The organism is Luteimonas galliterrae, from assembly GCF_023374055.1.
GTDB classification, from domain to species: domain Bacteria; phylum Pseudomonadota; class Gammaproteobacteria; order Xanthomonadales; family Xanthomonadaceae; genus Luteimonas_C; species Luteimonas_C galliterrae.
In genome coordinates this window covers 60512-85159 of sequence record NZ_JAMBEP010000006.1, presented here as the reverse complement: position 1 = coordinate 85159, position 24648 = coordinate 60512, and the positions used below count along the sequence as shown (strand labels likewise).

25 protein-coding genes are annotated in these 24648 nt (G+C 66.5%); 20 read left to right on the top strand and 5 right to left on the bottom strand.

Features of this window, described 5'->3' with window-relative positions; all coding sequences use genetic code 11:
- Positions 1 to 134 precede the first annotated feature (134 nt).
- From M2650_RS16470 to M2650_RS16025, 6 genes are all read left to right on the top strand, one after another.
- On the top strand, positions 135 to 266 hold the full coding sequence (locus M2650_RS16470) for a hypothetical protein (RefSeq protein WP_283254834.1): 132 nt from the start codon (positions 135 to 137) through the stop codon (positions 264 to 266).
- A gap of 89 nt (positions 267 to 355) precedes the next feature.
- Entirely contained in the window at positions 356 to 799 is a 444-nt protein-coding gene (locus tag M2650_RS16045) for an NUDIX hydrolase (RefSeq protein WP_249476229.1), read from the top strand.
- 22 nt (positions 800 to 821) lie between these two features.
- Positions 822 to 1247 carry a DUF695 domain-containing protein gene (locus M2650_RS16040; protein ID WP_249476175.1) on the top strand — a complete coding sequence of 142 codons (426 nt, stop codon included), beginning with the start codon at positions 822 to 824 and terminating at the stop codon, positions 1245 to 1247.
- Positions 1248 to 1346: 99 nt separating this feature from the next.
- Positions 1347 to 1895 (top strand): hypothetical protein, encoded by a 549-nt coding sequence (locus M2650_RS16035; RefSeq protein ID WP_249476173.1) that lies wholly within the window; start codon positions 1347 to 1349, stop codon positions 1893 to 1895.
- Between the two features lie 222 nt (positions 1896 to 2117).
- Positions 2118 to 2609 (top strand): nuclear transport factor 2 family protein, encoded by a 492-nt coding sequence (locus M2650_RS16030; protein WP_249476171.1) that lies wholly within the window; start codon positions 2118 to 2120, stop codon positions 2607 to 2609.
- A gap of 80 nt (positions 2610 to 2689) precedes the next feature.
- Positions 2690 to 3205 (top strand): DUF4396 domain-containing protein, encoded by a 516-nt coding sequence (locus tag M2650_RS16025; RefSeq protein WP_249476169.1) that lies wholly within the window; start codon positions 2690 to 2692, stop codon positions 3203 to 3205.
- 154 nt (positions 3206 to 3359) lie between these two features.
- Here the strand turns inward: M2650_RS16025 and M2650_RS16020 are convergent, their stop codons facing one another.
- Complete coding sequence (locus M2650_RS16020; protein ID WP_249476168.1) at positions 3360 to 3569, bottom strand: YdcH family protein; 210 nt, start codon at positions 3567 to 3569, stop codon at positions 3360 to 3362.
- 68 nt (positions 3570 to 3637) lie between these two features.
- On the opposite strand from M2650_RS16020, the gene ttcA reads away from it, so the two are divergent.
- From ttcA to M2650_RS16000, 4 genes are all read left to right on the top strand, one after another.
- Positions 3638 to 4531 carry a tRNA 2-thiocytidine(32) synthetase TtcA gene (gene ttcA, locus M2650_RS16015; protein WP_249476166.1) on the top strand — a complete coding sequence of 298 codons (894 nt, stop codon included), beginning with the start codon at positions 3638 to 3640 and terminating at the stop codon, positions 4529 to 4531.
- 209 nt (positions 4532 to 4740) lie between these two features.
- A complete protein-coding gene (locus M2650_RS16010; protein ID WP_249476164.1) occupies positions 4741 to 5646 on the top strand; it encodes a recombination-associated protein RdgC in 906 nt (301 codons plus the stop codon).
- A 192-nt stretch (positions 5647 to 5838) separates the two neighbouring features.
- Positions 5839 to 6615: a YgjP family zinc-dependent metalloprotease gene (locus M2650_RS16005; RefSeq protein WP_249476162.1), complete on the top strand. Its 777-nt coding sequence runs from the start codon at positions 5839 to 5841 to the stop codon at positions 6613 to 6615.
- A gap of 51 nt (positions 6616 to 6666) precedes the next feature.
- Positions 6667 to 7383, top strand: a complete 717-nt coding sequence (locus M2650_RS16000; RefSeq protein ID WP_249476160.1) for a hypothetical protein — start codon at positions 6667 to 6669, stop codon at positions 7381 to 7383.
- 138 nt (positions 7384 to 7521) lie between these two features.
- Here M2650_RS16000 and M2650_RS15995 read toward each other — a convergent pair whose 3' ends face one another.
- Positions 7522 to 8364, bottom strand: a complete 843-nt coding sequence (locus M2650_RS15995) for an alpha/beta fold hydrolase (protein ID WP_249476159.1) — start codon at positions 8362 to 8364, stop codon at positions 7522 to 7524.
- Positions 8357 to 9322, bottom strand: a complete 966-nt coding sequence (hemH, locus tag M2650_RS15990) for a ferrochelatase (RefSeq protein WP_249476158.1) — start codon at positions 9320 to 9322, stop codon at positions 8357 to 8359. The genes M2650_RS15995 and hemH overlap by 8 nt, the downstream gene beginning before the upstream one ends.
- A 276-nt stretch (positions 9323 to 9598) precedes the next feature.
- On the opposite strand from hemH, the gene M2650_RS15985 reads away from it, so the two are divergent.
- The 5 genes from M2650_RS15985 (at position 9599) to M2650_RS15965 (ending at position 12608) form a co-directional block, all read left to right on the top strand.
- On the top strand, positions 9599 to 10489 hold the full coding sequence (locus M2650_RS15985; protein ID WP_249476157.1) for a lipid-binding SYLF domain-containing protein: 891 nt from the start codon (positions 9599 to 9601) through the stop codon (positions 10487 to 10489).
- A gap of 70 nt (positions 10490 to 10559) precedes the next feature.
- Positions 10560 to 10787 (top strand): Sec-independent protein translocase subunit TatA, encoded by a 228-nt coding sequence (gene tatA, locus M2650_RS15980; protein WP_249476156.1) that lies wholly within the window; start codon positions 10560 to 10562, stop codon positions 10785 to 10787.
- Positions 10788 to 10821: 34 nt separating this feature from the next.
- The gene (gene tatB / locus M2650_RS15975) at positions 10822 to 11166 is read left to right on the top strand and encodes a Sec-independent protein translocase protein TatB (protein WP_425602559.1); all 345 of its coding nucleotides are present in this window, start codon (positions 10822 to 10824) and stop codon (positions 11164 to 11166) included.
- Positions 11153 to 11914 carry a twin-arginine translocase subunit TatC gene (tatC, locus tag M2650_RS15970; protein ID WP_249476155.1) on the top strand — a complete coding sequence of 254 codons (762 nt, stop codon included), beginning with the start codon at positions 11153 to 11155 and terminating at the stop codon, positions 11912 to 11914. Before tatB ends, tatC begins: the two co-directional genes overlap by 14 nt.
- Positions 11907 to 12608, top strand: coding sequence for an RDD family protein (locus M2650_RS15965; protein ID WP_249476154.1), 702 nt, complete (start codon positions 11907 to 11909; stop codon positions 12606 to 12608). The genes tatC and M2650_RS15965 overlap by 8 nt, the downstream gene beginning before the upstream one ends.
- A gap of 37 nt (positions 12609 to 12645) precedes the next feature.
- Here M2650_RS15965 and M2650_RS15960 read toward each other — a convergent pair whose 3' ends face one another.
- Together M2650_RS15960 and M2650_RS15955 are read right to left on the bottom strand one after the other, a co-directional pair.
- On the bottom strand, positions 12646 to 13554 hold the full coding sequence (locus M2650_RS15960; protein ID WP_249476153.1) for a hypothetical protein: 909 nt from the start codon (positions 13552 to 13554) through the stop codon (positions 12646 to 12648).
- A gap of 68 nt (positions 13555 to 13622) precedes the next feature.
- Positions 13623 to 14363: a glutamine amidotransferase gene (locus M2650_RS15955; protein WP_345779873.1), complete on the bottom strand. Its 741-nt coding sequence runs from the start codon at positions 14361 to 14363 to the stop codon at positions 13623 to 13625.
- A gap of 104 nt (positions 14364 to 14467) precedes the next feature.
- Between M2650_RS15955 and glyQ the strand changes: the two genes are divergently transcribed.
- The 5 genes from glyQ to M2650_RS15930 all read left to right on the top strand — a co-directional run bounded on the left by glyQ (position 14468) and on the right by M2650_RS15930 (position 24624).
- On the top strand, positions 14468 to 15367 hold the full coding sequence (glyQ, locus tag M2650_RS15950; RefSeq protein ID WP_249476152.1) for a glycine--tRNA ligase subunit alpha: 900 nt from the start codon (positions 14468 to 14470) through the stop codon (positions 15365 to 15367).
- A gap of 136 nt (positions 15368 to 15503) precedes the next feature.
- Complete coding sequence (gene glyS, locus M2650_RS15945) at positions 15504 to 17696, top strand: glycine--tRNA ligase subunit beta (RefSeq protein ID WP_249476151.1); 2193 nt, start codon at positions 15504 to 15506, stop codon at positions 17694 to 17696.
- Positions 17697 to 17894: 198 nt separating this feature from the next.
- Positions 17895 to 19673, top strand: coding sequence for an autotransporter assembly complex protein TamA (locus M2650_RS15940; RefSeq protein ID WP_249476150.1), 1779 nt, complete (start codon positions 17895 to 17897; stop codon positions 19671 to 19673).
- Positions 19670 to 23500, top strand: a complete 3831-nt coding sequence (locus M2650_RS15935; protein ID WP_249476149.1) for a translocation/assembly module TamB domain-containing protein — start codon at positions 19670 to 19672, stop codon at positions 23498 to 23500. Before M2650_RS15940 ends, M2650_RS15935 begins: the two co-directional genes overlap by 4 nt.
- A complete protein-coding gene (locus M2650_RS15930) occupies positions 23497 to 24624 on the top strand; it encodes a winged helix DNA-binding domain-containing protein (RefSeq protein WP_249476148.1) in 1128 nt (375 codons plus the stop codon). Before M2650_RS15935 ends, M2650_RS15930 begins: the two co-directional genes overlap by 4 nt.
- The last annotated feature ends 24 nt before the right edge of the window (positions 24625 to 24648 follow it).

The following is a 24648-nucleotide window of genomic DNA, read 5'->3' as shown; positions in this document are numbered from 1 at the left end:
CGTTTCATTCAAGCCGAACCCGCTTCGCGGGCCGGCCCAGGCGACGCGGGCGTTCCAGCGATCAGAGACAATGGATGCTGATCTGCGATAGCCTTCGGAGGCGTCACTTGGCGGTGCGACTTTGGAGGTCTGAAATGACAAACGGCGAACAAAAGATACTTGTGCGCGGAGTGGCCGCTGGCACGCTTGTGGGTTTGGTTATCGGCGGCATGATCGCTTTGTGGATCGCGATGAAGCCCGGGTTCTTTGCAGGGCTGGTCCATTAACCAGGCCGCCTCGCCGGCGCTTGGCAATCCATTCGAGCCGAGCCGCGGACCGGCTTAATCCGGGCGTAAGCGCGCACTTTGTGGACGTCATGGTTCCCATAGAGAACGAGCGGGTAGAGCGCCTTCTTTCGGTCAATGAGATGGGCGAAGCTGCGGCCGCCGTCCTACCCGTCGCCTTCCCATTGGTTATTGGGCGCAGCGATCTTGGCTACTTGCTGGTGCACAATGCAATGAGGGGCGTTTGGGAGTTGCCCGGCGGATTCATCGATGCAGGTGAGACCGCAAGGCAATGCGCAGCCAGAGAGCTAGAAGAAGAGTCCGGGCAGAAAGTCGCCCTTCTGCGTTGGCGGGCGGCTATCGAGCTTGATGTCAAGACTAAGATCATCCATGGGGCTTTGTACTGTGCGGACATTGCCACCCCCACGCCGTTCAGAAGCAATAGCGAGATAGATTCTATCGGCTATTGGCCTGCATCCACATTGCCAATGGGCGTTTCTGCCATTGATAGGGCGTTGCTTGCTTACTATGCGTAGCCGCGCACAGCCGGGGGGATCGATGGAAGAGCTTCGCCAAGATTGGACGCAATACGAAACCGACGACGAGGATGTCGGCCCGAAGCTCTGGCAGATCCGCGGCTCATTTCCCGCCGATTTGGATCCTGCTCAATATCCGGTTGCGGTCATTATCGAGTGGCCCTATGCCGACGACGGCCTGCCCGACCCGGAGACCCTTTCCGCCCTTCACGTTTTCGAGAGCTGTCTGGACCGGCTCAATACCGACGCTGGCGATAGCTTTCTCGTTCATGTCATTCGCGGCTCCGGCGTGAGCGAGCTTTGCTATTACGTTCGCGACTACGGCCAGTTCATGGCCGAGTTCAATCGCGCGCTGCCCGGGCGACCCCATTACCCGATCGAGATTGAGTTCATCAACGATCCGCAGTGGGGATATCGGCGTTCCGTACTGGAGAATTTTTCCCAATGAACCGGACGACTAACCATTCGTTCGGTCGAAACCGCTTCGCCGCGCGGCTTAGTTCAGGCGCTACTTAACCCCGAAGCGATTTCTGGTTATGTTGTCGGCATGCCTACCGACCCCGCCGCCCGCTTTCTGGCCCTGAAGGAACGGGGCGCCTCGCCGCAAGAGGTCTACACCGCGATGCGCATGAACGACCTGGACCGAGCGCAGGCGATCGGCCTCTTGTGCTCGGTGTACGGCTGCCCGCAGGCCGAGGCCGAGCGCATCGTCGCCTCCGTAGACGGTCCGCGGCGCGAAGCGCTGACGACGATCGGCGGCCACGAGCAATTGCTGGACGTGCTGAAACGGGAACTGGGTTATTGCGCCTGCGCCCCGGAGGAAGCCCTGCGGACACTGCGGGACGTGCTGCGGGCAGCGCGGGACCGGACGCAGGCTGCGAACGACCCCGACCCCGAGGCGTTCGGCCGGGCATCGCAGGCGCTGGAAGCGTGCCTGATGCTGGATGCGGCGCCCGGTTTCGCCAGCTGGTTCGTGTACGGCTTGCAGCAGCGCGATCTGATCTGGCACGGGTTCCGGCTGACCGATGTTTGGATCACCGACAAGGGTCGCTGGCTGCTGCAGGCGATCGAGCGGTTTCCGCCGCCTGAGGCATAGCGCCTCGGCCGCTACCCATGGAGGCGATATGAAAAACGTGGATACGGTGCCGCGCGGCTGAAGGAAAATCTGGAGGCCAAGGCGCAAAAGAAGACGCGCGGCGACAAGCGCCGAGAATAATCTCGGCATGGCTGCGGCCGTATCGCGATCGCGGTTGTCAACGCTGCCGCTCTTTCGGCGTTGCGTGTATACGTCCTCTTCCCTTCCTCTTGCCGGCGCCCCATGAAACCATCGCTCTTGCTTGCCTTGCTGCTCTCGTTCCCGGCTCTGGGCCATGCGGCCGGCGTGGATCCGGACAACCGGTCCGTCGAAGCGGTGGTCGAAGCCTTCCGGGCGTCCATCGTCGACAAGGACAAGCCGCGCTTCGTCAAGCTCTTCCTGCACGAGAACACGGCCTGGCAGAGCGTCACCGGCGACGCCAATCTGGACAAGATCCGCGAGACGAAGCCGCAGGCGGTGAAAGTCAGGGTGGATGCCAAAGACGGGCACCTGTCCTTCATCGACGACATCGTCGCCAGCAAGGACCGGGAAGAGGAAAAATTCCGCAATGTGAAGGTAGAAACCGATGGCGACATCGCTTCGGTTTTCTTCGATTACAGCTATCACAGCGGCGGCAAGGAAACCAACCACGGCAAGGAAGCGTGGCACCTGGTGCGCACCGACCAAGGCTGGAAGATCGTGTCGGTGATCTGGTCGGTCAACTGGACGCCTTAGCGATGCAGCGCCCGATCGAGGCTTGACTCTGGACCTAACTCCAGGGTCGAGACTGGGCGCCTTCGCCAAGGAGCGCCGCGATGACCCACGATTGCTGCAAGACCCCGCCGGAACACGCCGAACCCATCAAAGCCGGGCATGCCCACGCGCATCACGCCCACGACAGCCATAACGCCTCGCTGGGCCGGCTCACGACCTCCGCCACGCTGCACTGCCTCACTGGTTGCGCCATCGGCGACTTCGTTGGCCTGGCGATCGGCATTTCGCTGGGCCTGGGGCCGTGGGCGACGATGGCGCTGGCGGTGGCGTTCGGTTTCGTTTCCGGCTTCGCCTTCAGCCTGGTACCGCTGTTGCGCAGCGGCCTGTCGCTGGCGCAGGCCTGGCGCGCGATCTGGCTGGGCGAAACGATTTCGATCGCGATCATGGAGCTGGCGATGAACGTCGCCGACTATCACGTGGGCGGCGTGCAGGTGGCATCGATGCTGCATGCGCGCTTCTGGCTGGGTTATGGCGCCGCACTGGTGGCGGGATTCGCGGCGGCGTGGCCGGTGAACCGGTGGATGTTGGCGCGGGCGATCAAGAAGCCTTGCCACTGAACTCACCCCACCTAGTGGAAGCGGCTTTTTTAGGAGCGGCTCTTGTGGGAGCGGCTTCAGCCGCGAGCTTTTCGAGGCGGCGCTAGGGTCAAGAGCTCGCGGCTGAAGCCGCTCCCACAAAAAAGCAAAAGCCGCTCCCACAGAAAAGATCCTGTCACGCCGGCTCGTCGGGTATCAGCGCCGACTCGAGCTTGGCGATCGCATCCTTCAACAGCAGCTTGCGCTTCTTCAGGCGCTTGATCGCCAGTTCGTCGGCTTCGATGTCGGCCTGAAGGCGGGCGATGGCCTCGTCCAGGTCGCGGTGCTCGAGCTTGAGCTCGACCACGCGGCGGGCCGTTTCGGCGGGATCGGAGGGCGACTGCATCGGTTTCGAGCTTACACGCAGGCGGGCGCGAGCGTCATCGCGCCGGCTGCCGCTAAAATGGGCGGCCGATGAGTACCGTCCTGCCCCTGGCTCCGCCCCTGCCCCGCCCGCGCGACCGCGCGGCGCAGGAACGGCACAAGCTGGCCAAGCGGCTGCGCCATCAGGTGGGCCGGGCGATCGCCGACTTCGGCATGATCGAGGACGGCGACAAGGTGATGGTGTGCCTGTCCGGCGGCAAGGACAGCTACACGATGCTCGACATCCTGCTGCAACTGCAGAAGAAGGCGCCGGTGCGCTTCGAGCTGGTGGCGGTGAACCTGGACCAGAAGCAGCCGGATTTTCCAGAGTACGTGCTGCCCGAATATCTGTCCTCGATCGGCGTGGCCTACAAGATCCTGGAACAGGACACGTACTCGGTCGTGACCCGCGTGGTGCCGGAAGGCAAGACCCTGTGTTCGCTGTGCTCGCGGCTGCGCCGCGGCGCGCTATACACGTATGCCGAGCAGGAAGGGTTCACCAAGATCGCGCTGGGCCATCACCGCGACGACCTGGTGGCGACGTTCTTCCTCAACCTGTTCTTCCATGCCAAGATCAGCGGCATGCCGCCCAAGCTGCTCAGCGACGACGGCAAGCACGTGGTGATCCGGCCGTTGGCTTACGTGAACGAAGCCGATATCGCCGAGTACGCCGAAGCCAAGGCCTTCCCGATCATTCCGTGCAATCTGTGCGGCTCGCAGGAGAACCTGCAGCGCAAGCAGGTGAAGCGGATGCTGGACGCCTGGGAAAGGGAAACCCCGGGGCGGATCGATCAGATCGCGCGCGCACTGGGCGATATCCGGCCGTCGCAGTTGAGCGATCCGAAGTTGTTCGATTTCCTGGCGTTGGGACGGCGCGATTCGATCGGGCTTCCCGACGCGCATGCTTGGCTCGCAGGCGAACCGCACGACAGCGGCGCCGCTTAGTTTCATGCTTCATGCCCTTACGCCGTCATTCCCGCGAAAGCGGGAATCCAGTGACTTTAGCCTCTCCATAAAGCGGCGAAGCGATCTGACGTACCGCGCGCCCTCCCCCAACCCTCTCCCGCAAGCGGGAGAGGGCTCAAGCAAAGTCGCTGGATTCCCGCTTTCGCGGGAATGACGGCTCAAAGCACTCCTCCCATTTCGGACCTTCGATGTTCTTCAGAAACCTGACCCTGTTCCGCTTCCCCGCCTCGCTCGATCTTTCCGAGCTCGATACGCACCTGGCCGACGTGCGGCTAAAACCTGTCGGCCCGATGGACCTGTCTTCGCGCGGCTTCGTCTCGCCGTTCGGCCGCGATGCGGAGGCGCTGTCGCATCGCATCGACGATGCGGTCTGGCTGACCGTGGGCGGTGAGGACAAGCTGCTGCCGGCGGCGGTGGTCAACGACCTGCTCGGCAAGAAGCTGGCCGAGATCGAAGAGAAGGAAGGCCGCAAGCTCGGCGGACGCGCGCGCAAGCGGCTGAAGGAGGACCTGGTCGCGGAGCTGCTTCCGCGCGCCTTCGTGCGGCCGACGCGCACCGATGCGATGCTGGATCTCGAGCACGGCCTGTGCGTGGTCGACACGCCTTCGCGCAAGAACGCCGAGACGGTGGTGTCGGAGATTCGCCACGCGCTGGGCAGTTTCCCTGCGTTGCCGTTGAATGCGGAAGTGGCGCCGCGCAGCGTGCTGACCGGCTGGATCGCCGGCGAAAAACTGCCCGACGGGCTGTCGCTGGGCGACGAATGCGAGTTGAAGGACGCCGCCGAGCATGGCGCGATCGTCAGATGCCAGCATCAGGAACTGCTGGGCGACGAAATCGCCAAGCATCTGGAAGCCGGCAAGCAGGTCACGCGGCTGGCGCTTACGCTGGACGACCACGTGTCGTTCGTGCTCGGCGAGGATCTGGTGATCCGCAAGCTGAAGTTCCTGGACGGCGCCGTCGACCAACTCGAAGGCACCGAACGCGAGGACATCCGCGCCGAGCTCGATGCGCGTTTCGCGCTGATGGCCGGCGAGCTGAAGCGGTTGTTCGCGGTGCTGGAGCCGGCGCTGAAGCTGAGCCGCGCCGAGAGCTGAACAGGGTTCCGTAGGTGCGGATTCATCCGCACGCTTTTCCGTTCGAATCAACAGCGTGCGGATGAATCCGCACCTACGAAGAGCAAGGACAGCGGAGCAAGCTCCGCTCTACAGAGCGAGATCAAGGGCTCGCGGCTGAAGCCGCTCCCGCAAACGCTACGCAATGCAACGCGCTGCGGTTACGATATCCGCATGCCTTCCCTGTTCCGCCTGATCGCGCCCAAGCCCCGGCCCACGCGCGACACGCTGTCGGTGCTGTTGCCCGACGGCCGCAACGTCGACATCACTCGCGTGCGCGATCCGCGCGCACGCCGGCTGCGCCTGTCGGTGGACGAGCGCGGCGCGCGGTTGAGCCTGCCGCTGCGCGCCAGCCTGGTGTCCGGCGACCGCTTCGTCGCCGAACACAGCGACTGGCTGGCGCGGCAGATCGACCATTTCGCGATGGATGCCGTCCCGCGCCTGGTGCGCGGCGAAACCGCGGCGCTGCCGCTGCGCGGCGAACAGGTGCCGTTGCGCTGGGCCGAAGGCCGCTACGCGCGCCTGAGCGAAGACGAACACGGCCTGATCTTCGCGCTGCCCGCGCGCGGCGGCGATGCGGCGATGCGGCGCACGCTGCGCGATTTCTACGAGGCGCAAGGCCGCGCCGATCTGGGACGCTGGCTGCCGAAATACGTACCCGGGCTGCCGCGCTCGCCTTCGCGAGTGACGTTCAAGGTGATGTCGTCGCAGTGGGGCTCGCTGAGTCCGGACGGGGTGATGGTGCTGGACCTGGCCTTGGTGCTGGGCCAACCGGCGGCCTTCGAGTACGTGCTGGTGCACGAGCTCTGCCACCTGATCCATGCCGATCATTCGCGTGCGTTCTGGCGAGAGGTAGGCGCGCGCTTTCCGGCCTGGCGCGACCAGCGCGGCTATTTCCATGCCGAAGGGCGGCGCCTGAAGGCCGGCCTGCGCGGCCTGCTGTCCGCCTGAGCCGCGGGGACGCGTTGTCCTGATTCCGGCGCCCGTTACGATGGCCTCTTCATGCGCAACGCGATACGACCCTCCGCAGGGATCCGGCACAAGCTGCTAGGCGGCTGCCTGGGCCTGGCGTTGTTCGGCGTATTGGCCTTCGGGCTGTTTCTCGCCGCGATCTTCTACTACACCAGCACCAAGGTGGCGCATACCGTGGCGCCGCCTGGCGATCCGCGCCGCTTCGACCCGGTGGCCGCCTACGCGACCGTGGCCGCCTTCGCCGGCAACGACGCGCGCCTGACCCGGCTGACGGCGCGTTTCGTGCGCAGCGACGGCACCTTGGATCTTGAAGCGGACTACCGCCCTTCGCCGAACGCGCAATACCGCTTCGTGCGCGAGGTGGCCGCGCCGGCCGATGCGCCGCCGATCGGCGCGGGCAGCGGCGCGGACGGGCGCTGGTATGAGCAAGTGCAGGTGGAAGTGTCGCGGCCCTGGGAATTCCGTTCGGTGCGCAGCATCGGCGGCGGCGGTAGCGCCTCCTACCAGTATTTCAACCGCGGCATGCAGCGCAAGGCGGACGCGCCGACCGGGCGCGCGCCCGCCGCCGCCGTCGCGGCGCCGGCCTGCCCGTTCGCCCGGCTGTGGGCCGATGCGATCGCCCACGGTGCGCCGACGTCGGCGGTCGCGACCATCGAATACGACGCGCGCGGCTACGACTTCCGCATCGACGGTCTCGGGTTGGCGCTGCGCTTCGATCCGGATTGCAGCCTCGCGTCCGCGCGCTGACTTGCTTTTCGCAGGAGCGGCTTTTGTGGGAGCGGCTTCAGCCGCGAGCTCTTTCTACCAGCCGCCATCAACTGCAAGAAAAAGCTCGCGGCTGAAGCCGCTCCCACATAAAACCGCTCCCATGAAATGAATTAGCGATCAGGCATGGAAAAAATCGCCGATCGCCGCGGCCACGTCCTGCGGCTGTTCCATGTGCAGGTGATGTCCGCCCGGCAGCACGACCAGTTCGCCCTGGGGCATCAACGCCACGCGTTCGCGGCGCAATGCATCGGGCAGGTAGGGCTGCGCGGGATCGGCGAAGATCGCCCGCGCCGGGCACTCGATGCCCTGCACCAGGTCGCGGATCTGCGGCTCGGTCATGCGCGTCATCGTCGGCAGGGTCAGGCGCGGATCGCTCGACCAGACGTAGCCGCCTTCGACCGCAACCACGCCGCGTTCGACCAGCAACCGCGCCACCGGCTCGCTGAGCGCGTTGGCCTGCATGCGCGCGCGGATCGCCGGCTCGATGTCGGGAAATATGCGCAGGCGTTTGCCCGGCAAGGCGCGCGTCGCCGCCACCGCTTCGCGCATGCGCGCGACGGTGCGCTCGGGCACTTCGGCCAACGCGCCCAAGGCTTCGATGAAAACGCCGCGCTCGATCCGCTGCGGGCAACCCGCCGCGACCAGGCTGCCGATGCCGGCGCCCATCGAATGGCCGAGCAGGGCGAAGCGTTCCCAGCCCAGCGCGTCGGCGGCGTCGAGCACCGAGTGCAGCGCATAGGCGAAGGAGTAATCGGCGCCGGGCGCGAGATGCGCGGAGCGGCCGTGGCCGGGCAGGTCGATCGCGACCAGGTCGACATCGTCCAGATAGGGCGCCAACGGCACGAAGCTGGCCGCATTGTCGAGCCAGCCGTGCAGCGCCAGCACCCGCGGCGCACCTTCGCGGCCGTTGCGCAGGCCGGCGAGCGTGCCGGCCGGCGTCTGCAGGGCGAAGTCATGCATCGTCCGTCTCCGCCGCGCGCGCGGCCAGCGCCGCGAGCGCATCGGCGTGCGCCAGCGCGTCGTTGAGGCAGGGGATGTAGCGCAGCGTGCCGCCGCGCGCGGCGTAGCGCGCGGCCAGCATCATCGCGACTTCTTCCAATGTCTCCAGGCAGTCGACCGCGAAACCGGGGCAGACGGCGTCGACCGTGTCGACCCCGCGCGCGGCCAAGGCGTCGAGCGCCTCCAGCGTGGCGGGCTGCAGCCAGCGCTCGCGGCCGAATCGCGATTGATAGCTCAAGCTCCACTCGCCGTCGGCCAAGCCCAACCCGGCCGCGATCGCGCGCGCGCTGGCCTCGCACTGCTGCGGATACGGATCGCCCCGATCGGCCAAACGCTGCGGCAAGCCGTGGAATGAGAACAGCAGGTGCTTGCCGGCGCCGTGCGCGGCGCGATGCGCGCGGATCGAATCGGCGACGGCGGCGACCCAGGCGGGATCGGTGTCGTATCGCTCGATCATCCGCACCTGCAAACCTGCGCCCGCCTTGGCCAGCGCGTCGGCGACAGAAGCGGTGGTGGTAGTGGAATACTGCGGATACAGCGGCAGCACCACGACCCGCCGCACGCCTTCGCGGCGGAAGGCGTCCAGCACCTCGGCGATCGCCGGCCGCCCGTAGCGCATCGCATGCGCCACGTGCCACTGCGGCAGGCGCTGCTGCACGGCAGCGGCCAGGCGCTGCGTGTATACGGCCAGCGGCGAGCCGCCTTCCATCCAGATCTGCGCGTACTTGCGCGCCACCTTCGGTCCGCGCAGCGGCAGGATGGCGAAATGCAGCAGCGGACACCACAGCCAGCGCGTCAGCTGCACTACGCGGCGGTCGTGCAGGAACTCGGCCAGGTAGCGGCGCACCGCGCGCGCGGTCGGCGCCTCGGGCGTGCCGAGGTTGACCAACAACAGGGCGGTGGAAGGAGAGGCTGGCATCGCGACGCTGGCTCCGGGGCGCGCGCACCTTAGCATGCGGGCTCTTTTCCGCCGCTTCGCCCCGCTTTTGTAGGAGCGGCTTTAGCCGCGAGCCCTTACTCCCATGCCGGGGAACGCCGCCGCGATTTGCGGGAAAGAGCTCGCGGCTAAAGCCGCTCCTACAAAGAGCAGCGGGCCGCGTCGGGCTCACTCGCGATTCATGCCGGCGCGACTAGGCTGAACTTCACCTGTATTTTGTTGTCCTTGAGACGATCGCCCCGATCGCCGGAGTTCGATATGACTCGCCTGTCCCGCCTGCTGCTCCTGATCGTCGCCTGCCTGGCGCCCGTCCTCGCCTTCGCCGGCAACGCGGAAGAGGAACGCGCCCGCAATGCGCTGCGCGTGCTGACCGACATCCAGGCGATCCCGGAGTCGGCCATTCCCGACAAGCTGCTCGACGAGGCGCGCGCGATCGCCGTCATTCCGGACACCATCAAGGCCGGACTGGTGATCGGCGGCCGCCGCGGCCACGGCGTGCTGGCGGTGAAGAATCCCGACGGCACCTGGTCCAACCCGACTTTCATCACCCTGACCGGCGGCAGCATCGGCTTCCAGGCCGGCGTGCAGTCGGCCGACATCGTGCTGGTGTTCCGCAGCGACCGCGGCCTGGAATCGATCGTCAACGGCAAGTTCACCCTGGGCGCCGATGCCGGCGTCGCTGCCGGGCCGCTCGGCCGCAACGCATCCACCGCCACCGACGGCGAACTGAAGGCCGAGATCTGGTCCTGGTCGCGCGCCCGCGGCCTGTTCGCCGGCGTGGCGCTGGACGGCGCCGTGCTGTCGATGGACGATGCCGCCAACCAGGCCGTGTACGGCAACGGCACCACGCCGCGGATGATCTTCGAAGGCCGCGCCAACAATCCGACGGCGGCCAACGCCATCGTCGATTTCCGCGACGGCCTGGAAGAGGCCACCGCCACCGCACGCGCGCGCCGCGGCACGCAGGGCACGCAGACCGCCTCGGCCGCGACGACGTCCGCCCCGGCCGCCGTCGCACCGGCCACCGATACCGCTCCGACCGCCGTACCGGCCGCCGGCGACCCGCAACCGACGCCGTTCGAGCCCGCGCAGGCGGGCGAAGTGCGCACCGAAGCCCTGCCCGAATCGCCGCCGCCGGCCAAGCCCTAACATCCGCCGGCCGCGGCCGTAACATGACTACTGGTATCCTGACTGCCCGTAACCGTTTGGCGAGTTTCCGATGGGTGGTTTAAGCATCTGGCACTGGGTGATCGTGCTCGTGATCGTGGTGCTGGTGTTCGGCACCAAGCGCCTGAAGAACGTCGGCAAGGACGTGGGCGAGGCCGTCAAGGGCTTCAAGCAGGGCATGAGCGACGAGGACAAGACGCCCGGCCAGCTGGGCGACGACTCCAAGCGCAACGAACAGGCCTCCGAAACCCAGCGCAACGACGACAACGCGCCGCGCTGAGCGGCCGCGCTGAACCCGGCCCGGTCTCCCCGCCATGTTCGACATCGGTTTCAGCGAGCTGCTGATCATCGCCGTGGTCGCGCTGATCGTGCTCGGCCCCGAACGCCTGCCCAAGGCCGCGCGCTTCGCCGGCTTGTGGGTGCGCCGCGCGCGCGCGCAATGGCATTCGGTGAAGGACGAACTGGAACGCGACCTGGCGGCGGAAGAACTCAAGCGCAACCTGCAGGAGACGCAATCGCTGATGCGCAAGGCCGACCAGGACCTGCGCAGCGAAAGCGAACGGCTGCGGCGCGATTTCGAGCGCATGCCCGGCGACGGCGACGAGCCTGCCGACGCCACCCCTCCCGCTCCGGCCCGCGACGACGATGCAATCCGCTGACGACGACGTGCAGGGCCGCCTGCTCGACCACCTGATCGAACTGCGCGCGCGCCTGCTGCGCGCGGTGGTCGGCCTGCTGCTGGTGTTCGTCGCGTTGCTGCCGTTCGCGAACCGGCTGTACGGCTGGCTGGCGCAGCCGCTGCTGGAGAAATTGCCCAAAGGCGGCCAGCTGATCGCGATCGAAGTGGCCTCGCCGTTCTTCGCGCCGCTGAAGCTGGCGTTCTTCGTGGCGCTGGTCGGCGCGATGCCGTGGCTGCTGTACCAGGTGTGGGCCTTCGTCGCCCCGGGCCTGTATCGGCGCGAGAAGAAGCTGGCCATGCCCTTATTGGCCTCGGCGCTGGTGCTGTTCTACGCCGGCTGCGCGTTCGCGTATTTCCTGGTGCTGCCGGCGGTGTTCACCTTCCTCAACAAGGTGACGCCCAGCGGCGTGGCGATGATGACCGACATCAACGCCTACCTGGATTTCGTGCTGGTGATCTTCCTGGCCTTCGGCGCCAGTTTCGAATTGCCGGTGGCATTGGTGATCCTAGTGCTGCTGGGCTGGGTGACGCCGGCGCAGCTGCGCGAATGGCGCGGCTACGCGATCGTGGGCATCTTCGTGATCGCCGCGATCATCACCCCGCCCGACGTGGTGTCGCAGCTGATGCTGGCGATCCCGATGATGCTGCTGTACGAGGCCGGCATCCTCGCCGCACGCCTGGTCGGGACGCGCGAAAGCGCCGATCCGGCCGATGCGGGCGATGGCTGAGATCGCCGGGCCGGCCGGCTTCTGGCGACGATACGCGGCGTGGTCGCTGGATGCGGCGATCGTCGCCGTGCCCACGCTGCTGCTGAGCGCGAACGGCTTCCCGACGCGATTGCAGGCACTGCAGGCTGCGTCGGCAACGGTCGTGAATCTGGTCGCGCAACGCCTGACCGATGCTTTGATGCAGGGCGGCGACCTGCTCCGGCTGGCGCAGCGATTGGCCGATGAGCCGGCATTGCGGTTGGCGATCGACGCCATGCTCGCTTGCCTCCGCAGCCTGCTGACGCCGCCGCTACTGTGGTTCGCGTTGTTCGCGGCGATCTACTGGATCGCTTTCGAGGCCTCACCGTGGCAGGCGACGCCGGGCAAACGCGCGTTGCGCATCCGGATCACGGACCGCGACGGCGCAGCGCCGGGCTGGAGTCGCGCCGCGCTGCGCCATGTCGCGGGCGCGCTGTCGTGGCTCACCCTCAATCTGGGCCACGCGCTGGCGGCATGGACGCCGCAGAAGCGCGCCCTGCACGATTTCGTCGCCGGCACGCGCGTGCTCGTCGACGAAGACGCGAACGCAGCCTTGCCGGCATGGGCGAAAGCCTGGATCGCACTGCAGATCGCGGCGACGCTGTTCTCCGCCGCCTGGCTTTACCTGCACCTGCTCGGCACGCTGCGGACGGCGGTAGACAGCGCGCTGTACTGAGTGGCGTAGGGTGGTCCAAGGCCCACCCTACTCGATGTCAGGCCGCGACGACGTTGTTGTTTCCGCCATCGCTGCGGGCGGACTCGCCGCCGGCGACATCGCGCCACACGTGGTACATCACGCCGAAGATCACCACGTACAGGATCAGGATGAAAGCCAGATAGACCGGCGCGGCCAGGACGACCGCCATGGCCGGATGGACCAACGCGCCGATCACGCCCAGCAGCGCCACCAGCAGGCCCACCACCAGCACCAGTATCAGCGCGAACACCAGCCAGATCACCAGCAGCACCAGCAGCGGCAGCAGGTTCTTCAGCGCGCCGACGAAGCCGTCCGACATCGCGCCGCCCACGCCGCGTTCGGTCAGCGCGACCTGGCCGAAGGCGACCGCATACGCGCCCTGGAAGAACAGGCCGAACAGGATCGACAGGCCCACGACGGTACCGAACCCGGCCGGCAATTCCGGCAACGTCGCCGGCGTGGCGCCGCCTGCGGCCTGGCTGCTCAGCACCTGCATGTACCAGGAAAAAATGCCGGGACCGAAGATCGCGAAGATCGCACCGAACACCGCGATCGCGATCACCGCCATCACGACCGCCAGCGCGATCATGCGCGGCGCGCCCTGGCCGGCCTTGAACGTGTCGAAAATGGCGGTGGACCGCGTGGCGCGGCCGTTCTCGCTGGCATCGATCACGCGCAGGTAGCCGCCGAGCACCGGCGGCATCACCAGCAGCGAAAACAGCAGGCTGAAGCCGGCCAGGCCGAGCATCGCGGTCATGCTGGTCATCTTCAGCCCCAGCTGCGCGACCAGCTGCACGAAGGTGGGCACCAGCGCCACCAGCAGCAGCAATGCCGCGCCGCCGAAAATGGCCTTGGGATTGTTACGGCCCAGGTTGATGCCCTGCATCATCCAGCGCCAGCCGGCTCCGGGCCCCATCGCACGCATCTGCATATCCCACCCCTTGGTTCGATCGATGGCCATCCCCGGCCGTTGCGGCATCCTAACCCATCGTTTCAGCGCCCGCGCACGCCGCCGCGCGCATGCTTCACGAACCGCCGCAGCACACGCCGCGCCTGCGGCGCCGCGGTCACCGAGGCCGACATTGCGCGCCAATCGCGGCCTTCCTGGGCCAGCGCTTCGCGGCGCGCGTGCACGTAGCCGCGCATGTGCGCGGCGCTGAATTCGGGATGGAACTGCACGCCCCAGGCGTTGTCGCCCCAGCGGAAAGCGTGGCAGGCGTCGTGCACGGACTGGGCCAGCACCGTCGCGCCGTCGGGCGCGCGCAAAACCGTCTGCAGATGCGTGGCCTGCGCCGGGAACTGCGCAGGCAGACCCGCGAACAGCGGATCGTCGCCGGCTTGCGGATGCAATTCGAGGCCGATCGTGCCCATCTCGCGGCCCTGCGGATGGTCGCCGACCTCGCCGCCCAGCGCATGCGCCAGCAGCTGATGGCCGTAGCAGATGCCGAACAGCGGCACGCCGGCATGCGCGGCCTCGCGCAGCCATTGCGCGCTGCGTTCGCTCCAGTCGCGGCGCTCGGTGACCATGGCGCCCGAACCGGTGACGATGACGCCGGCGAAACCCTCGTGCCGCGGCAATGCGTCGCCGCTCTCGACCCGGGCCACCACCGCTTCGTCGGCGCGCAGCCCGGCAGCGACGCGGATCCAGTGCGGGAAGCCGCCGTGGCGGCGCATCGAGGCCACCGGCTGGCCGGTTTCCACGATCAGGAAAGGCGAGGCGAATGCTTCTTGCACGATGCGCAAACCCTGTCGAACGCCGGCCCGCAGCGGGCCTCCCCGTATACTAACCGGCCCTCATTGCCTGCCGGTCGCGCCCCCGCTCCGCACCAAGGATTCCGATGCAAGGACCTACCTTCCAGCAGATGATCCAGCGCCTGAACGCCTACTGGGCGGAACAGGGCTGCGTGCTGATCCAGCCGCTGGACCTGGAAGTCGGCGCCGGCACCTTCCACCCGGCCACCTTCCTGCGCGCGCTAGGACCGGAACCGTGGAACGCGGCCTATGTGCAGCCCTGCCGCCGCCCCACCGACGGCCGCTACGGCGACAACCCGAACAGGCTGCAGCGCTACTACCAGTACCAGGTGGCGATGAAGCCCAACCCGGACAACATCCAGGAGCTATACCTGGGTTCGCTGGTGGCGCTGGGCATCGACCCGCTGGTGCACGACCTGCGCTTCGTCGAGGACAACTGGGAATCGCCGACGCTCGGCGCCTGGGGCCTGGGCTGGGAAGTGTGGTTGAACGGCATGGAAGTCACCCAGTTCACTTATTTCCAGCAGGCCGGCGGCTTGGAATGCCGGCCGGTGCTGGGCGAGATCACCTACGGCCTCGAGCGGCTGTGCATGTACCTGCAGAACGTCGACAACGTGTTCGACATCGTGTGGACGCAAGGCCCGCAAGGCACGGTGTACTACCGCGACGTCTATCACCAGAACGAAGTCGAGCAGTCCGCGTACAACTTCGAACATGCCGATGTGCCCGAGTTGTTCCACCGTTTCGACGCCTGCGAGAAAGAAGCGCTGAAACTGGTCGAACTGGGCCTGCCGCTGCCGGCCTACGACCAGGTCTGCAAGGCCTCGCACAGCTTCAACCTGCTCGACGCACGCCGCGCGATCAGCGTCACCGAACGCCAGCGCTACATCCTGCGCGTGCGCAAGCTGTCGCAGGCGGTGGCCGAGGCGTATTACGCGCAGCGCGAGAAGCTCGGCTTTCCCGGACTGAAGAAAGAAACCGCTTAAAGCCCCTCTCCCACCGGGAGAGGGGTTGGGGTGAGGGTACGGCGCGAGTGCGTTGCCGCAACCACACACCGCACCCTTATCCGCCCTCCGGGCACCTTCTCCCGGGGGGAGAAGAAAAAGCAAAAAGAGCCGCACCATGACCGACATGAAACCGCTGCTGATCGAACTGGGCACCGAAGAGCTGCCGGTCAAGGCATTGCCCGGCCTGGCGCAGGCCTTGTTCGACGGCGCCATCGACGGCTTGAACAAACGCGGCATCGCCTTCGACCGCGGCGAAGCCAAGCCGCTGTATACGCCGCGCCGCCTCGCGGTGCGCCTGCCGGGCGTCGCCGTCGAACAGCCCGAACAGCGTTCGGAAGTGCTCGGCCCCTATCTCAACATCGCGCTCGATGCGAACGGCGAACCCACCAAGGCCTTGCAGGGTTTCGCCCAGAAGGCCGGCGTGGACTGGACCGCGCTCGAGAAAACCACCGACGCCAAGGGCGAGCGTTTCGTGCACCGCGCGGTCAAGCCCGGCGCGCGCACGCGCGAGTTGCTTCCGGAGATCGTGCGCGAAGCCATCGCCGCGATGCCGATCCCCAAGCCGATGCGCTGGGGCGATCACGACTACGCGTTCGCACGGCCCGTGCATTGGCTGGTGCTGCTGCTGGGCAAGGACGTGGTCGACGGCGAAGTGCTCGGCGTCAAGGCCGATCGCATGAGCCGCGGCCACCGCTTCCTGCACGACAAGCCGGTGTGGGTGAACGATCCGGACGAATACCTGGACGCGATGCGTGGTGCCAAGGTGCTCGCCGACCCCGACGAGCGCCGCGAGCGCATCGTGCGCGAGGTGCAGCGCGCCGCCGCGAAAGCCGGCGGCAACGCGCGCATCGACGACGACAATCTCGAACAGGTGAACTGTCTGGTCGAATGGCCCAAAGCGATCCTGTGCTCGTTCGAGGAAGAATTCCTGGCCGTGCCGCAGGAAGCGCTGATAGCCACGATGGAAGCCAACCAGAAGTTCTTCCCGGTGCTCGGCGCGGACGGCAAGCTCACCGAGAACTTCATCGGCATCGCCAACATCGAATCCAAGGACGAAGCCGAAATCCGCAAAGGCTACGAGCGCGTGATCCGCCCGCGCTTCGCCGACGCCAAATTCTTTTTCGTCGAAGACATGAAGCAGGGCCTGGCGTCGATGAACGAAGGCCTGAAGACCGTCACCTACCAGGCCAAGCTCGGCACCGTCGCGGACAAGGTCGCGCGCGTGGCGGCGCTGGCCGAAGCGATTGCCGGCGAAGTCGGCGTCGATCCAAAACTCGCGCGCCGAGCGGCAGAATTGTCGAAGGCCGACCTGCAGTCGCGCCTGGTGAACGAATTTCCGGAGTTGCAGGGCATCGCCGGACGTTATTACGCCGCCGTCGAGCACGAACCGCTGGAAGTGGCCAATGCGATCGATGAGGCTTATATGCCGCGGTTTGCAGCGGATTTGATCGCCCCATCGAAATTGGGGCGAGTCATTGCAATTTCCGAGCGAATCGACACGCTTGCAGGTGGTTTTTTTGCTGGATTGAAGCCTACTGGAAACAAAGACCCATTTGCATTGCGTCGCAATGGCTTGGGATTGGCGAAAATCCTAATTTCGCTAGATCAAGACATTAGTCTTCCTACCTACATCTTCTATGCACTGGAACAAGTAGATGCCCAAGCGAAATCCAGCAAACTCCTGGAAATTGAAGTCCTTGCAAATAAGGCGATTTCAGCCGGGTTAGGCGTGGAAATGCCCGAGTCCTGGTATCACTCAGCGTATGAAACCGAGATAGATACCCAGATGGAGACCATGCGCGCCATATATGATTTTGTCATTGATCGTATGCGCGCCTACTGCATCGATCAGGGCGTGAGCACACAGCAGTTCGAAGCTGTCACAGTATTGAAGCCACTGTCGCTTCTGGACTTCGATCGGCGCACGAAAGCAGTCGTGGAGTTTTCTAAGCTCCCCGAAGCCGAAGCTCTGGCCGCCGCCAACAAACGCATTCGCAATATCCTGAGGAAAGTCGAAGGTGAAATTCCAACCGTCGTCGATCCCAGACTGTTCGCGGAATCCGCCGAACGCGACCTGCACGAAGCCGTCGAACAGGCTATCGCCGATACCGACGACGCGCTGAAGCGGCGCGACTATGTCGCCGTGCTCGGCCGCCTGGCGCGCCTGCGCCCGCAGGTGGACGCGTTCTTCGACAGCGTGATGGTCAACGTCGACGATGCCGCCGTGCGCGACAACCGCCTCGCGCTGCTCAAGCGGCTTGCAGATCGACTCGGCAGCGTTGCTGCGATCGAACACCTTTCGACCTGATCCAATAGGTCGCTGTCATCCCGAGCGAAGCGAGGGATCTGCTTACGAGTCGCTTCGATCCAGCAGATCCCTCGCTTCGCTCGGGATGACGGCTGAAGGATCAAGAGCTCGCGGCTGAAGCCGCTCCTATAAGGCCGCTACCGCAAGAATGCGAACCCGCGCCTTTAGCCGGACATCCAATCCCGGTATCCTGCGGGCATGAGATCGATCCCCCGCCTTCTCGCCGCCGCGTCGTTGCTTTTCGCAGTCCAGGCGGCGCAGGCCCGGGGCACCATCGACAAGGTCCAGATCCTCGGCCTGGACAAGAAGACCGAAGCGGCGCTGATCGAAAACATCCAGGTCAAGCTGTCGCTGTACGAGGCGATCGGCAAGCCGCAGGGCGAATCGCGGCTGGAATACCTGCTCGAACAGGCCGAGAAGCAGACTAAGCAGGCGCTGGAACCGTTCGGCTACTACACGCCCACGGTCACCGTGGACGCGCCGCGCAACGGCGACCGGCTCACTGTCAACATCACCGTGGCCAAGGGCGAACCGGTGCGCGTGCGGCGTTCGAACATCGCGATCAGCGGCGAAGGCGGCGGCGACCGTTACCTGAAGGAAGACTTGGCCGCGTTCAAGCCGAAGCCCGAAGAAGTCTTCGACCACACCGTTTACGAAACCAGCAAGATCGCGATCACCCGGCGCCTGTCCGACCGCGGCTATTTCGATGCCGACTTCACCCAACGCCAGGTGTCGGTCACGCGCGCGGAGCATGCCGCGGACATCGACCTCACCTGGGACAGCGGCATGCGCTACGACATCGGCCACGTCACCTTCCACGACGACTACTTCAAGCCCGGCCTGTTCGAGCCGCTGGTGTATTGGGAGGAAGGCAGCTACTGGCACCAGGGCAAGCTGGACCGGCTGCGCGAATCGCTGACCAAGCTGGACTACTTCAGCTCGATCGACATGGAACCGCATCCGGACCAAGCGGTGGACGGCAAGGTGCCGGTCGACGTCACCCTCAAGCGCGCCAAGCGCACGGTCTACACGGTCGGCCTGAGCTACGGCAGCGAGAGCGGCGCCGGTATCCGCACCGGCCTCGAGCGCCGCTACGTGAACGCGCGCGGCCACAAGCTCAACAACCAGCTCGACTACGCGCAGAACCGCAAGAGCCTGACCACGCAGTACCGCATCCCGGCGTTCAAGTGGCTGGACGGCTGGTACACCGGCACCTTCAGCGCCTACGACGAGCAGACCGACTACATCGACCTGCGCAACGTCAAGCTCAGCGCCGCGCGCAGCGGCGAGATCAACGACAAGCTCACCGCGATCGCTTCGATCAACGCGCTGCGCGAACGCTGGAACTACGGCGACACCGATGCGGAAGGCAAGAAGATCTACCAGTACTCGACGCTGTTCTACCCGGAGTTGCGCGCCGATTACGTCGATGTGGACGACAAGCTGTTCCCGCGCCGCGGCTTCAGCGCCAGCGCGTCGCTGCGCGGCGGCCTGAAGAGCGTCGGCTCGGATGCGAATTTCGGGCAGCTGTACGGCAGCCTGCGCTGGTTCCTGGGCCTGGACGCGAACAGCCGCCTGCTGCTGCGCGGCGAATTCGGCACCACGATGACCGACGACCTGGTGGCCATGCCGCCGAGCCTGCGCTTCTTCGCCGGCGGCGACCGCAGCATCCGCGGCTACGCCTACCGCGAAGTCGGGCCGCGCACCCCGCCGCCGGACAATTTCGCGCTCGGCGCCAAGCACATGTTCACCGGCACGGTGGAATACGAACGCTATCTCGACGGCAGCCCGTGGGGCGGCGCCGTGTTCGTCGACACCGGCAGCGCGTTCGACGACACGCCCGACCTGCACACCGGCGTCGGCATCGGCCTGCGCTGGCGCTCGCCGGTGGGACCGGTGCGGATCGACATCGCACGCGGCTTGAACGATCCGGATTCTTCGTTCCAGGTCTATCTCAACATCGGAGCGGACTTGTGAGCGCGCCGATGCCCGCTTCCGTTCCGCGCAAACGCTTTTATCGGCGCAAGAAATTCTGGGCGTGGTCGGGCGGTTCGGTCGCGCTGCTGGCCATCGGCGCGGTACTGCTGTTGTACTGGCTGCTGCAGACGGTCGCCGGACGCGATGTGCTGTTGGCGCAGATCATCGCCCGGCTGCCGCCGGGCGCGTCGCTGAAATGGGAGAAAGTGGAAGGCCCGCTGGCCGGCCCGCTGATCCTGCATGGTTTGGATTTGCGCTGGGATAAGATCCATTTCACCGCCGAACGCGCGTATCTGGATCCGGACATCCGCCCGCTGCTCGGCCGCCGTCTGCGCCTGGACGCGATGCAGCTGACCAACGCGACGCTCGATGTGCCCAAGAGCGACGAGCCTTTCAAGCTGCCGAGCTGGCCCGAGTCGCTGCCGAACATCGAGATGCCGCTGGCGATCCAGGCCGATGCGCTGGCGATCGACGGTTTCGACATCAGCCAATCGGGCGAGCATGTCATCGACATCCGCAAGCTGCGCGGCGGCGTCGACGTGGCCACCGGACTGGTGCACGTCGAGAAACTGGCCATCGACAGCGACCGCGGCGATTTCTCGCTCAGTGGCGACTACATGCCGCAGCGCGACTACCGCACCAACATGATCGGCACGGCGACCTTCCCCGCGCCGCGCGGCCGCACGCCGGCGAAGCTGTCGCTCAACGCGCAGGGCGATCTTTCCAAGATGGACGTGCTCGTCTCCGGCAACGCGCCGGCGCCGCTGCGTGCGATGCTGACCTTCACCGGCAAGGAAGACCCGGTCTGGCATTTTTCTGCGAAGACCGAAGCGCTCGACCTGGCATTGTTGTTGCCGCCGGAAGAAGGCGCCGCGGCCGCCGAACCGCAACCGCTGTCGTTCGATTTGACCGCCGATGGCAAAGGCGGCTCGGCGCAGTTGCGCGGCACCGTCGCGCAAGGCGATATGGCCGTCACCCTGCAGCCGTCGAAGGTGAAGTTGGACGATCAGGTGCTGACCGTCGCGCCGCTGGTCGTCGACGCCTACGATGGGCGCGCGACGCTGCACGGCAGGGCCGACTTCACTGTGCCGGAAGAAGGCAAGTTCCGTTTCGCGGTGAATGCGCGCGGTTTCAAGTTCGGGGCTGCGCCCGATCCGGCGCAGCCCAAGGGCGCCGCGGCGCCGGTGCCGATCGGCGTCGACGCCGACCTGGGCATCGCGGGACGGATCAAAGACTGGGCCGCGGTCGGCAACGCCCGCATCGCCCGCGGCGAGCAGAAAGCCACTGTGGATCTGGACGTGCGCGGCGACACCGAGCGCGCCACCATCAAGACGCTGCGCGCCAAAATGCCGACCGGCACATTGGACGCTACCGGCAAGGTCGGCTGGACGCCTGTGTTGGATTGGGATCTGCGGGCCAAACTCGCGGGATTCGATCCCGGTTATTTCGCGCCGGGCTGGGACGGCAACGTGTCCGGCCAATTGGCGAGCAAAGGCAAACAGCGACCGACGACGGCAGACGGTCAACCGGGCGGTTTCGATGCGACGCTCGATGTGCCCGCGCTCAGCGGAAAACTGCGCGGCCGTCCGCTGCAGGGCCGCGGCAAATTCGCGTTGCGCGGCGAGCAAGGCGAAGGCGATTTGGCTTTGAAGCTTGGCAACAGCAGGATCGACGCCAAGGGCAAAGTCGGCGACAAGATCGACATCGCCGCGAATCTGCAGCCGCTGCAGTTGGACGACCTGCTGCCGGATGCCGCCGGCACGCTGCGCGGCAAGGTGCTGCTCAAAGGCAACCGCGATACGCCGGACATCACCGCGGACCTGGTCGGCAGCGGCGTGAAATGGAGCGGCTACGCGGCCGAAAGCCTGTCGATCAAAGGCCGCCTGCTCTGGCGCGGCAGCGGCGGCGAACTCGCAGTGCGCGGCACGAACGTCGCCGCGGGCATGGTCCTGGAGTCGCTGCGCGTCGACGCGCGCGGCGCGATCGAAAACCTGCAGGTGGACGGCGACGCGCGCAACGCGATGGGTGCGGTGGCCTTGTCCGGCAACGCGCGCAAAACCGGCGCGCGCTGGCAAGGCACGCTCGCCACGCTGCAGCTGACGCCGTCGAAAGGCGCCGCGTGGCGGTTGCGCCAGCCCGCGCCGTTCATCGTCAATCCGCCGTCCTTCAGCCTCGCCGATGCCTGCCTGGGCGCGGAAGGCGGCGGCGAGTTGTGCGCGAACGCGGTCTGGCCGCAGCAAGGCGTCACGGTGAAGGCCGCGGCGTTGCCGCTGACGCTGCTGCAGCCCTGGCTGCCGCCGAACGAAGGCCGCCCGTTGCTGTTGCGCGGAGAAGTGAGCCTCGACGGCCACATCAAACCGCGCGGCAACGCATGGGAAGGCAAGATCCACGTCGCTTCGCTCGAAGGCGGCCTGCGCATCGGCGACAAGACCCGGCGCGAAATCGTGCGTTACGACAACTTCACCTTCGACGCCGATTTCGATCCGCTGCGGATCCAGGCGCGGCTCGGCACCGGCTTCAGGGGCGACGGCTTCATCGACGCGCGCGTCGCCACCGGTTGGGACGATTACGCGCCGCTCACCGGCGACATCTATCTCAACATGTCGCGCTTGTTCTGGCTGGAACTGTTCTCGCCGGACCTGGTGCGGCCCGAAGGCCTGATCGAGGGCCACGTCAGCCTGAGCGGCACGCGCGCCAAGCCGGCGCTCGGCGGCGAAGCGGATCTGACCAACTTCAAGGGCGAACTGCCGGCGCTAGGCTTGAATTTGAGCGAAGGCCGGATGCGCCTGGACGCGTTGCCCGACGGCTCTGCGCGCATTTCCGGATCGGTGAAGACCGGCGAAGGCGCGCTGACCGTCGAAGGCGGCTTGTCCTGGTATGGCCAGGCCACGCCGCTGCAGCTCAACATCCGCGGCGAGAACGTGCTGGTCGCCGATACTTCGCAGCTGCGCGCGGTCGCCAATCCGAACCTGCAGTTCGGCATCGTCGACAAGACGATGCAACTGCGCGGCGAAGTGACGGTGCCTTCGGCCGACATCGACCTGGAACGCCTGGAAATGGGCGTGTCCGCGTCCGCGGACGTGGTGGTGCTCGATCCCGAAGATCCGGAAGAAGCGCCGAGCTCGCCGCTGGACATGGATCTGGCGGTCGTGCTCGGCGACGACGTGAACATGAAAGGCTTCGGCCTGACCGGCAAGATCGGCGGTCGGATGCAGGTGCGCGCGCGGCCCGGCCGCGAGATGGTCGCCAACGGCCGGCTCGACGTCGACGGCAAGTACAAGGCTTACGGCCAGCAGCTGGACATCACCCGCGGCGAGTTGAGCTGGAGCAACAGCATCGTCTCCGATCCGATCATCAACATCCGCGCCGAACGGCATGTGGGCGATGTGACCGCCGGCATCGACGTCACCGGCCGCGCCCAGGCGCCGCGCGCCCAAGTCTGGTCGGATCCGGCGATGCAGCGCTCCGAAGCGATGGCCTACCTCGTGCTGGGCCGCAGCCTGGAAGGCGCGACCGGCGGCGAAGCGCAGCAGGTCGACGCCGCCTCGGCCGCGCTGGCCGCGGGCAGCGGCGTGCTGGCCTCGCAACTGGGCGCCAAGCTCGGCTTCGACGACGCCGGCGTCAGCCAATCGCGCGCGCTGGGCGGTTCGGTCGTCGGCGTCGGCAAATACCTGTCGCCGCGGCTGTACGTGGGCTACGGCGTGTCGCTGGTCGGTTCCGGCCAGGTGCTGACTTTGAAGTACCTGCTGCGCAAAGGCTTCGACGTGCAGGTCGAATCGAGCACGGTCGAGAACCGCGCGTCGATCAACTGGCGCAAGGAAAAATGACTCGCGCCGCCGCACGCGAGGCGCCCGCTCGCAAATTGCCTGCGCACTACGCGGGCATCGCGGCCGTGCGACTGGCCAACCAGGGCATCGCCGAACCGTTCGCCGGTACGCCGCAGCAGACGGTGTCGCGCATGCTGGCGATGCAGGCCCAGGATTACTACGCTTCGCTGTGGGCCGTCGGGCTGCGCACCCGCGAAGCGACCGAAGCCGATGTCGAGCGCGCCATCGCGGAACGAAAACTGGTCCGCACCTGGCCGATGCGCGGCACCCTGCACCTGCTCGCCGCCGACGACGTACGCTGGATGCTGGCCCTGACCGGCGCCCGCATGTCCGCGTTGAACGCAGGCCGCATCGAACGCATGTACGGCCTGGACGCCGCGGCGATGAAGCGCTGCCGCAAGATCGCCGAGAAGGCGCTGCGCAGCGGCGAACCGGTTTCGCGGACCGCGTTGTACGACGCGTTCGCGGCCGCCGGCATCGAAACCGGCGCCTCGCGCGGCATCAACATCCTCGGCCAGCTTTCGCAAGACGCCGTGATCTGCGGCGGGCCGCGGGTCGGCAAGCAGCCGACCTACGTACTGGCCGATGCGTGGCTGCCCGAATCGAAAGCATTACCGCGCGACGAAGCGCTCTCCGCCTTGGCCGCCCGTTATTTCGCCAGCCGCGGTCCGGCGACCGCGCACGATCTGGCTTGGTGGTCGGGCCTGACCCTGAAAGACGCGCAGGCTGCAGTCGATGGCGCCGAACGGCAACTCGTCGGCGAATCCATCGACGGCGTCGTGTACTGGTCATCCGCGGCCGCCGACCTCCGCGCCGCGGCCGTCCAACGGGTCCATCTACTTCCGCCGTTCGACGAATACTTGGTCGCCTACCGCGACCGCAGCATTCCGCTGGATCCCGCCTTCGGCCCGCGCGTGATCGGACTCAACGGGCTATTCAACGCCAGCCTGATCAGCGGAGGACGCGTGGCTGCGACTTGGAAGCGCAAGATCAAGACCGTGGCGGAGATCGGTCTCGAGCCGCTGAGGCCCTTGCGTAGCAGCGAAGTTCGTGCGGCGGCAGATGCGGTGCGGCGTTATGGCGCGTTCCTGGGCTTGGAAACCCGGCTCGTCCGGTTGCCGTGAAAAAGCGCAGCATGACCTGCAGGC

Coding starts and splice junctions, on each gene's coding strand:
- M2650_RS16005 (WP_249476162.1), top strand. CDS start 5,839: ATGCCTTCCCTGTTCCGCCTGATCGCGCCCAAGCCCCGGCCCACGCGC.
- M2650_RS15965 (WP_249476154.1), top strand. CDS start 11,907: ATGGCTGAGATCGCCGGGCCGGCCGGCTTCTGGCGACGATACGCGGCG.
- tatC (WP_249476155.1), top strand. CDS start 11,153: ATGCAATCCGCTGACGACGACGTGCAGGGCCGCCTGCTCGACCACCTG.
- tatB (WP_425602559.1), top strand. CDS start 10,822: ATGTTCGACATCGGTTTCAGCGAGCTGCTGATCATCGCCGTGGTCGCG.
- glyS (WP_249476151.1), top strand. CDS start 15,504: ATGACCGACATGAAACCGCTGCTGATCGAACTGGGCACCGAAGAGCTG.
- ttcA (WP_249476166.1), top strand. CDS start 3,638: ATGAGTACCGTCCTGCCCCTGGCTCCGCCCCTGCCCCGCCCGCGCGAC.
- M2650_RS16020 (WP_249476168.1), bottom strand. CDS start 3,569: ATGCAGTCGCCCTCCGATCCCGCCGAAACGGCCCGCCGCGTGGTCGAG.
- M2650_RS16025 (WP_249476169.1), top strand. CDS start 2,690: ATGACCCACGATTGCTGCAAGACCCCGCCGGAACACGCCGAACCCATC.
- hemH (WP_249476158.1), bottom strand. CDS start 9,322: ATGCCAGCCTCTCCTTCCACCGCCCTGTTGTTGGTCAACCTCGGCACG.
- M2650_RS15930 (WP_249476148.1), top strand. CDS start 23,497: ATGACTCGCGCCGCCGCACGCGAGGCGCCCGCTCGCAAATTGCCTGCG.
- M2650_RS16030 (WP_249476171.1), top strand. CDS start 2,118: ATGAAACCATCGCTCTTGCTTGCCTTGCTGCTCTCGTTCCCGGCTCTG.
- M2650_RS15940 (WP_249476150.1), top strand. CDS start 17,895: ATGAGATCGATCCCCCGCCTTCTCGCCGCCGCGTCGTTGCTTTTCGCA.
- tatA (WP_249476156.1), top strand. CDS start 10,560: ATGGGTGGTTTAAGCATCTGGCACTGGGTGATCGTGCTCGTGATCGTG.
- M2650_RS16045 (WP_249476229.1), top strand. CDS start 356: ATGGTTCCCATAGAGAACGAGCGGGTAGAGCGCCTTCTTTCGGTCAAT.
- M2650_RS16040 (WP_249476175.1), top strand. CDS start 822: ATGGAAGAGCTTCGCCAAGATTGGACGCAATACGAAACCGACGACGAG.
- M2650_RS16470 (WP_283254834.1), top strand. CDS start 135: ATGACAAACGGCGAACAAAAGATACTTGTGCGCGGAGTGGCCGCTGGC.
- M2650_RS16035 (WP_249476173.1), top strand. CDS start 1,347: ATGCCTACCGACCCCGCCGCCCGCTTTCTGGCCCTGAAGGAACGGGGC.
- M2650_RS15995 (WP_249476159.1), bottom strand. CDS start 8,364: ATGCATGACTTCGCCCTGCAGACGCCGGCCGGCACGCTCGCCGGCCTG.
- M2650_RS15960 (WP_249476153.1), bottom strand. CDS start 13,554: ATGCGTGCGATGGGGCCCGGAGCCGGCTGGCGCTGGATGATGCAGGGC.
- M2650_RS16000 (WP_249476160.1), top strand. CDS start 6,667: ATGCGCAACGCGATACGACCCTCCGCAGGGATCCGGCACAAGCTGCTA.
- M2650_RS16010 (WP_249476164.1), top strand. CDS start 4,741: ATGTTCTTCAGAAACCTGACCCTGTTCCGCTTCCCCGCCTCGCTCGAT.
- glyQ (WP_249476152.1), top strand. CDS start 14,468: ATGCAAGGACCTACCTTCCAGCAGATGATCCAGCGCCTGAACGCCTAC.
- M2650_RS15985 (WP_249476157.1), top strand. CDS start 9,599: ATGACTCGCCTGTCCCGCCTGCTGCTCCTGATCGTCGCCTGCCTGGCG.